The sequence below is a fragment of the Megasphaera sp. NM10 genome (assembly GCF_000417505.1).
GTDB classification, from domain to species: Bacteria; Bacillota; Negativicutes; order Veillonellales; family Megasphaeraceae; genus Megasphaera; species Megasphaera intestinihominis.
Genome location: NZ_APHY01000071.1, coordinates 1 through 8138, shown reverse-complemented (window position 1 = coordinate 8138; position 8138 = coordinate 1). Strand labels below are relative to the sequence as shown.

Sequence of the window (8138 nt, the reverse complement as noted above, 5' to 3'; positions counted from 1 at the left end):
CGGCCATTCTCTTTTCGATAGGATTGTATAATATAGACACTTTTGTTTTTGCCAGTTCCTGTAACAGCGGCATACATAAAAACCACCTCTCACAGGGTATTATACCATATAGCACGATATAGCACAAATAAAAACAGAAAATTTGACAAAAAGACGCGCTTGTTTACTGGCTTCATGGGCATTTTTTTATGAATTAAGTGTCAAACTCCCGGGAAACCTCTCAGTCAGCTGCGCTGACAGCTCTCCTATCAGGAGAGCCTTTGCGAGCCAATAGTCGCGAGCCACGAGCCACGAGCCACGAGCCGCGAGCCACTAGCCACTAGCCACTAGCCACGAAATATATGGTATAATAGGGGAAAACAGAAAAGGGGAACTGCCATGAGTATGCATCATGAAGTAGGCATTACTTGTCCGAAATGCCAGAAGGCCGGCGTCTTCACGGTATGGGACAGCATCAATACGAAACTGGATCCGGACATGAAGGACCGCGTCAAGTCGCTGGAAGCTTTTCGCTACCACTGCGGCCACTGCGGGACAGACGTCCAGGTCGATTACGGCTTCTTGTATCACGACATGGACCATCATTTCATGGTCTTCTACGCGCCGACGGATAAGGACCAGGAAAATGCCGACCGCGATATGGCCGACGGCCAGGATAAATTCAAGGCCATGGTCGAGAAGGCAGGCTATGTCTTCCGCCTGGTCCGCAGCAAAGCCGATTTGTTGGAAAAAATCGCCATCTTTGAAGCCGGTCTCGACGACCGCCTGATGGAATTGACCAAGGCCGCTGCCCTGGCTCAGGTCGGGGAAAAGGATAAGGATTTCACCGTTACAGAAAGCCATTTCGGCACGGCTGACGACGGCTCCCTGCGCCTGAATCTAATCGACGGGACCCATGGCCAGCAGGCCTATGTCGACTTTGCCAACGGTCTGGGCCAGCTCTATGGCCAGTTTGAAAAGAACTTTGCCGCCGACCTGCCGGCAGAAGATGCCGTCCTGGCCCGCATCGACGCGGGATGGACTCAGCAGTTCTTGAATAAATATTTATATAATTAGGGGAGGGATTTCCATGTCGAAACTCGTCGTCGTCATTCAATGCGATATCGTCACCAAACGCTGCAGCGGCTATGCCTGCATGAACACCTTTGTCAACCGTAAAGATACTTTTGCCGATTATCCGCCCGATACGCGCTTCCTCATGATGACCTGCGGCGGCTGCTGCGGGGCAGGGCTCTCGGCGAAACTGGAAAATCTGGGCAGGAAGCTGAAGAAATACGGCGATGCCAAGGAAAATGTGACCATCCACTTCGCGTCGTGCATCGTGTCCGACAGCTATCACCGGCCGCCCTGTCCTTTCCGCAATTATATGGCCCAGATCATCGAACGCAAAGGCTATCCCCTGGTCCACGGGACTTATATTTCCCGCATGACCGAAGAAAAACGGAAGCAAGGGACTTATCATGCCTTATAAAAAGGGGAGGAGCCTCGTCGCAGCCGTCCTGATGGTCAGCCTTCTTGGCGGGGGACCGGTCTTCCTGCCACTGCCCGGCGTGGCTGCTGCAGGAAATGCCGTCGTCGATAAGAAAGCTATGAAACAGGCCGATTGGCAGCTGGCTGAGGCCTACGGCCGGCCCATGCTCGACGTCCCGGCCGGTGCCGATACGATTATGGGTCCGGCGACGATCCCGGCCCGCCAGATGGTCCATTTCATCCGCCAGCGCAATCCTCATCCTAAGCTGAATGCGCCGCTGGAAGAGGTCGTCCAGGCCTATTATGACGAAGCCGGCCGCGAAGGCATCCGGCCCGACGTGGCCCTCTGCCAGGCCTTGAAGGAAACGGGCTACTTTGCCTATGGCGGCGATGTGTCGCCAGACCAGAACAATTTCTGCGGCCTCGGCGCGACGGGAAATAAAGTCGCCGGTGCCCGTTTCGCTACGCCTCAGCTCGGCGTGCGCGCCCATATCCAGCATCTCCTGGCTTATGCCAGCACAGAGCGGCCCAAGACGGCCATCGTCGATCCCCGCTATGAACTGCTGGCCGAAAAACATCCCGAACTCTATGGTAAGGTCGATTCCTGGACGGGCCTCAATGGCCGCTGGGCCGTGCCGGGGAAGCATTACGGCCAGGAAATCCTCTGGATGTGGACCGAAGCCCAGACGCCGGACGGTACGAATGACAGCCTGATTACGGGCTTCGAGAGAGTCTTTGCCCATCCCGACGACGCCCAGGCCTATCTATACCGGGGCATCCTCTTCTTCAACCGCCAGGACTACTGGCTGGCCGAACGGGACTTCCGGCGCGCCCTGGAACTGGACAAGACGTCACCGGCGGCCTGGTACGACCTGGCTTTGACGCAACAAAAAAGAGGGGAGCCCGAAGCTTCCCTCACCAGTTATGACCAGGCCATCGCCTGCCGCCCGGAATATCTGCAGGCCTGGTATAACCGCGGCCTGGCCGCCATGGACCTGCACCGGGACGACGAAGCCCTGCGGTCCTTCCAGGAAATCCTGCGCTTTTCGCCGCAATCGGCCGATGCGGCCAACGCCATGGCCATCGTCTATCTCCGCCAGGGAAAATATGACGCCGCCGGCTCGTGGCTGGAAAAGGCCGGCCAGATCAATTCGGCCAATCCCAGGGTCCAGGCCAATCGCCAGCAGTTCCAAGCCTACCGGCGGTAGCTGTATTTGAATTTCATCAATTTATCCATCAAATATTCCAAGTGACTCTTTTCTGCCTTCATCGGTCCATCGGTCGTCTGTACCAGGTGGGCCGTTTCTTTTTTCTGATTGAATTCCACGTCATAGCCATGGGTCACCATCAAGGCTTGTTCCAATCCATAGATTAACATAAGCACTGCCCCCTTTTTTAGTCTGGAAACAACAAAAGATGCAACGGCGAAATAAATGCTGCGTTGCATCTTTTGTCTTACTATTCTGTTTGTGCTTATATTATATAACTTTATAACGGAAAAATCAATAAAATATTTTGATAAAATGTTAAAAAGCTTAAATAAAGCGTAACACAAAGGCTCTCCTAATAGGAGAGCTGTCAGCACAGCTGACTGAGAGGTTGCGTTTGAAAGTTTGACATATGTAAGCATGAGATGTGGTGAAATATCATAACGGACCGCGAACTGCGACCTGCGACAGGCGACAGGCGGGACGCCTTTTAGGCGTCCCCTACAACTATTTCCTTATCTATGAGGTCGCCCAGGCGGTCGGCGTGATGGCTGGCGATGATGAGGGTCTTGCCGGCTGCTTTCAGGCTGGGCAGGAAGTCTTCCAGCCAGGCCAGGCCGTCGGCGTCGAGGTAGCTTTCCGGTTCGTCCATGGTCCAGACCTGGGGGTTCATGGTCAGGATGGAGGCGATGGCCGTCCGTTTCTTTTCGCCGCCTGACAGGGTGTAAGGCGGACGGGATGCCAGCCGGGTCAGGCCCAGGAGTTCCAGGGCATCGTCGACGCGCTGGCGGATATCTGCCGGTTTCAGGCCCATCTGGACCGGGCCGAAGGCCAGTTCTTCGCGGACGCTGCTGCAAAAGAGCTGGGAATCGGGATTCTGCCAGACGTAACCCACACGCTGGTGGAACCACTTGGAATAGGCGTGGTCCCGCATCTTGCCGGCCGTGATGATTGTGCCGTCAAAGGAATACGTTCCCTGCTGGGGGAAAATCAGGCCGTTCAGCAGGCGCAGGAGCGTCGATTTTCCGGAACCATTGGGACCGCTCAGGAGGACGGCCTGGCCCGGTTCGATGGTTTCTGTAAGGTGGCTGAGGATGGGCCTGTCGTCATAGGCGAAACAGACGTCGTCGAGTTGAATCATGAGAACACTCCTTCCAGGCGGATGAAGAGATAGGCATAGGCCAGCAGGAACAGGATGAGCAGGGCCGCAGCCGGCGTGAAACGGCGTTTCCTGCCGCCGTCATAGGCCGTGTATTCGCCAGTGAAACAGCGGCAGCGCATGGCTTCGTACATGTCCTGGGACAGGCGCTGGGACTTTTGCAGCATGACGCCGGCGACGCCGCTCAGGGCCGCTTGTTTGTCAGGATTGTGGCCGACAGAACGCAGCTTAAGGGCCGTCAGCAGTTCCGACGCTTCCTGGCCCAGGATAGCGATGTAGCGCAGTGTCGTGTCCAGGATGAAGATGACCAGCGATGGGATGCGGAAGGTCCGCAGGGCGCCGGTCAGTTCATGCCAAGCCAGATTTTCCTGCAAGAGCATCAACGCCGTCACGGTGAGGAAGGTCTTGCCGGGCAGGAGCAGGGCATAGCGGCCGTTGCCCAGGAGAATGGACGGCGCGACGATGACGGCGCAGAACAGAGCGGCTGCCAGGGCGGCGCCGAGGACTTGGCGCAGCTGCCGGCCGCGATGGAAGCAGAGGAGGACCAGTTCGCCAGCCAGGACGGCCCAGAGGAAGGCCGTCGTCCGGGCCAGGACGACGAAGAGGACCATGACCAGGGTTGCCAATAAGGGCGGCGCCGCGCCGATGGGACGGGTTGGCCGCAGGCCCTGGCTGCGCAGGGCCGTCAGGATGGATACGAGGCGGAGCAGGGAGCGGGAAATGAAATAATCCCAGTCGCTGCCGGGATTATATATTTCCTCGCGGGCTGCCCATTCAGGGAGCTTCATGGGTAAGCCTCCTTAATGCTGGGCCGGCGTATCGAAGGTCGGCCGGGATGGCAGGAAGGACGCGATGACTTTGAAGATGATGATGAGCAGGGCTGTGCCGACGATGGCCGAAATGATGTAGCCTGCGGCATCGGGCAGGCCGGCGATGGCGTAGTCCGGCATGAGGGCGTCGAAGGAAAAGCCCTGTTCCATGCCCGATGGCGTATAGCCAGGGCAGAGCCGAAGAAATCCGTATCGGCCAGTTCTTCGGCATCCCATTCGCCCCAGGCCGTGCCGGCGGCCAGTAAGCCCAGCGGCGTGGCGGCGATGAGGGCGGCCAGGAGTCCGAAGAGGGACTTGCTCGACGACGGGGCCTGGACCGCATGGAAGAGGTCTGGCGACGTCTTGCGCAGATAGGTCAGGATGCCTGTCGTGAAGACGACTTCCGCCAGGCCGAACAAGGTCAGGTGGCCGATCATCATGGCTGGAATGGAAATCCATAACGGATAGGGGCAGTACAGGGCCTGGCCGGCTCCGTCCGTAAAGAGCAGGGGCTGGATGCCGAATTCCACAGCCGCACAGAAGGCCGCGGCGTTGATGCCGATATAAGCGCCGATACCGGCGGCTATCGTTTCTGACGGGATGACTTTTTTCAGGCCGTGATAGATGAAATATCCTGTAAAGGGCAGGACGAAGGCCATGTTGAAGCAGTTGGCACCGAAAGCCAGGATGCCGCCGTCGCCGAAGAACAGGGCCTGGATGAGCAGGGCCACGCTGACGGCCAGACAGGCCGCGTACGGCCCGAAGAGGATGGCGATGAGCGTACCGCCCACGGCGTGTCCCGTCGTACCGCCGGGCAGGGGGATGTTGAACATCATGGCCAGGAAGGAAAAGGCCGCAGCAATGCCGAGGAGGGGCAGCTTTTCACGGGGCACCGTTTCCTTGACCTTGCGGATAGAGAGCAGCCAGATGGGAACCATGACGGCGCCGAGGACGCCGCACGTCGAAGGGCTCAGATAATTTTCAGGTATATGCATGGATAGACCTCTTTTCCGTAATATAATAACCATTATCCCTATTTTACTGAAAAATAGCAAAAAATATAAGCCATAGGGGGGATAGAAAATGCGGAGGCCTCTGTTCGAAAATGCGGAGGCCTCTGTTCCATGATATAATATGATATTGAATCTATAGAAAGTGAGTACAAAGCATGATTGATTTTCACGATATTCTGGACCGCATGAATCAAAACCAGCGGATCAACTTCGATAAAGTTTTCCAGCGCATGGCCCGGCGCTGGCAGCAGGACGGCGTCAAGCCGCGCATCCTGCTCCATTCCTGCTGCGGCCCGTGCAGTACGGCCGTCCTGGACCGGCTGACCGGCGTGGCCGACGTGACGGTCTACTATTTCAACCCCAATATCCATCCGGAAGCGGAATACCGGCGGCGGGAACTCGTCCAGAAACAGTTCATCGCGGCCTATAATGAAAAAACGGGGCACGCCGTCCAGTTCCTGGCCGCTCCGTATGAACCGGATACGTATTTCAAAGCTGTCCAGGGCCTGGAAGACGAACCCGAAGGCGGCGCCCGCTGCCGCGTCTGCTTCATCCAGCGCATGAAAGCGACGGCCGAAAAAATGCAGGAACTGGGCTATGATTACTTTACGACGACCCTGACCGTCAGTCCCCATAAGAATTCCCAGGTCATCAACGAAGTCGGCCGGGACATCGAAGACCAGTACGGCTACGCTTATTTGCCGACGGACTTCAAAAAGAACAACGGCTTCCTCACATCGACGAAAATGACCGAAGCCTACCACCTCTACCGCCAGCCCTACTGTGGCTGCATCTTCGGTGCCCGCGACCAGGGCCTGGACTTAGAAAAAATCCGCCACGATGCCGAAGTTTTTCTGGCGGAACATAAGTAGGGAACGCAGGCCGCAGTTCGCCGTTCGCAGGTCGCCGCGGTCCTGCGGACCGCAAAAAAATACACGGCCCATGGCCTTGTGCGTAGGAGACGTCCAGAGCCTTTTTGGCCCGTCAGGTGCCGACCAACGGAAAGCTCAGGACAGTTGCCAAAACGGACAGCAGTGGCTGGCGTCTCGCTGTGAGAATCTCGTAGGCGATAAACTATTGGTTTGTGAGCTATTATGGGAAGAATATTTTTGCCCCGTCAGGTGCTGGCCGATGGAAAGTGCAGGGCCGTTGCCGAAACGGAGGAATGCTGGAGCTCTTGATAAAGGTGGATGAGGAGGTCTTCCTTTGGCATTGGTGTATCTTTGCTTGAGGTTTTTATACTTTATAATGTATAATATGTTTTAAGTATTATGTTACGATATTTAGATTGCATAGGCTTATAAATCAGAGAGGGATACATCATGGAAAAACAAATTAGTGATCGAAGCTTAGTTGATTTGTTGTTTAAAACTATTAAAGAATTTTATTTGAAAAGCGAAAATATTGTTTCTGACTGTAAAAAATATGATAGATGTAGATTGATATCGACTTTGTTATCATTAGACGAAAAACATGAATACATAAAAATTTTCTGTGATGACGAAAAAGGAAGAATATTATCTGTACAGAAACCGATGCAGCTTCCTCTCTGTCCAGAACCTACCCCATCAATTTCTCCGTGGTTAATGAAGGATTGGATGGATTATCGGGTAGAAATAAAGATACAAAATGTTAATGAAGAAACAGGTGAAAAATTTAGTGATGTTCCAGAACGAATAGCTTCATTTCATTGTTGGGAAAATAAACGAAAAAATTGGGTAGCAGAACGAGTTCGGTTAAATAAGATTGATAATGTTTTTAAATCTTTTTATACATTACATAATGATTTTCAAGGCCAAGCAGATGAAAGCGAACTTTTGTATGCGTTTGGCTTATTTGTTGACTCGTCTGATAAAAATATTTGTCATCCTTTGTTTACGAAAAGAATACGCATTGCTTATGAAAACATAGAGAACAATATTATTTCTTTGTTTGATACGGATGAAGAAATTAAATTTGAAAGCTCATTTTTTAAAAATATAAGCGATGCAAAAATGTTACATTTAGGGAAAATTTCTACTGATTTAGAAAATACAGAAATTCATTTAAATCAAGAAGAAGGTACTGCTGAATTTTTGAAAAGAGTCATTCATTATTTAACTCCTAATGGAGAATTTTTAACACACGGTGAAGAAATGACTCAGCGATTTATTGTTACTTATTCACCAATGATTATTTTACGGAATAAAAATTCTGGCATTATTGAATATTTGGATAAATCTATGGACGCTATTCAAAATGGATTGGAAATTCTATAATGGGCCTGTGAATTCAGACCAGTACTGAAAATTTTAAGAGTGCATGATATAGTATTAAGTAACGAAAATTGGAGGATGCTATCATGCCAAGAAAAAAGTACACTTCTGAATTTAAGACCAAGATTGTTCTGTCAATTCTTCAAGGCGACAAGGAATTCAATGTCATCTGTTCTGAAAACGGCCTGAACCCAAACATGGTCAAGAAAATGGAAGCAAYGAAT

The 8138-nt window shown here is 52.8% G+C and carries 9 protein-coding genes and 1 pseudogene; 5 read left to right on the top strand and 5 right to left on the bottom strand.

All coding sequences use genetic code 11. The annotated features are described in order from the left end of the window. The first annotated feature begins 378 nt into the window (after window positions 1–378). Genes NM10_RS10700 through NM10_RS10690 form a run of 3 tightly spaced genes read left to right on the top strand, consistent with a single transcriptional unit; the run spans window position 379 to window position 2678 of the window. Window positions 379–1056, top strand: coding sequence for a CpXC domain-containing protein (locus NM10_RS10700; RefSeq protein ID WP_020311585.1), 678 nt, complete (start codon window positions 379–381; stop codon window positions 1054–1056). 13 nt (window positions 1057–1069) lie between these two features. Further along, window positions 1070–1471 (top strand): CGGC domain-containing protein, encoded by a 402-nt coding sequence (locus tag NM10_RS10695; protein WP_020311584.1) that lies wholly within the window; start codon window positions 1070–1072, stop codon window positions 1469–1471. Next, complete coding sequence (locus tag NM10_RS10690) at window positions 1461–2678, top strand: tetratricopeptide repeat protein (RefSeq protein ID WP_020311583.1); 1218 nt, start codon at window positions 1461–1463, stop codon at window positions 2676–2678. Before NM10_RS10695 ends, NM10_RS10690 begins: the two co-directional genes overlap by 11 nt. On the opposite strand, the gene NM10_RS10685 is transcribed toward NM10_RS10690, so the two are convergent. The 5 genes and pseudogenes from NM10_RS10685 to cbiM all read right to left on the bottom strand — a co-directional run. Beyond that, the gene (locus NM10_RS10685) at window positions 2666–2848 is read right to left on the bottom strand and encodes a hypothetical protein (RefSeq protein ID WP_020311582.1); all 183 of its coding nucleotides are present in this window, start codon (window positions 2846–2848) and stop codon (window positions 2666–2668) included. The two genes, NM10_RS10690 and NM10_RS10685, sit on opposite strands and share 13 nt — an antisense overlap. Before the next feature lie 320 nt (window positions 2849–3168). Continuing rightward, window positions 3169–3819, bottom strand: a complete 651-nt coding sequence (locus tag NM10_RS10680; protein WP_020311581.1) for an energy-coupling factor ABC transporter ATP-binding protein — start codon at window positions 3817–3819, stop codon at window positions 3169–3171. Beyond that, on the bottom strand, window positions 3816–4625 hold the full coding sequence (locus NM10_RS10675; protein ID WP_020311580.1) for an energy-coupling factor transporter transmembrane component T family protein: 810 nt from the start codon (window positions 4623–4625) through the stop codon (window positions 3816–3818). Before NM10_RS10675 ends, NM10_RS10680 begins: the two co-directional genes overlap by 4 nt. Window positions 4626–4637: 12 nt before the next feature. Beyond that, entirely contained in the window at window positions 4638–4787 is a 150-nt protein-coding gene (locus tag NM10_RS14780; protein WP_239639712.1) for a PDGLE domain-containing protein, read from the bottom strand. A 128-nt stretch (window positions 4788–4915) separates the two neighbouring features. Beyond that, window positions 4916–5584, bottom strand: a pseudogene (gene cbiM, locus NM10_RS10670) (cobalt transporter CbiM); the annotation flags it as partial. A 230-nt stretch (window positions 5585–5814) separates the two neighbouring features. Between cbiM and NM10_RS10665 the strand changes: the two are divergent. Beyond that, window positions 5815–6531: an epoxyqueuosine reductase QueH gene (locus NM10_RS10665; RefSeq protein ID WP_020311579.1), complete on the top strand. Its 717-nt coding sequence runs from the start codon at window positions 5815–5817 to the stop codon at window positions 6529–6531. Window positions 6532–6981: 450 nt separating this feature from the next. Continuing rightward, a complete protein-coding gene (locus NM10_RS10660; RefSeq protein ID WP_020311578.1) occupies window positions 6982–7917 on the top strand; it encodes a hypothetical protein in 936 nt (311 codons plus the stop codon). Window positions 7918–8138 lie beyond the last annotated feature (221 nt).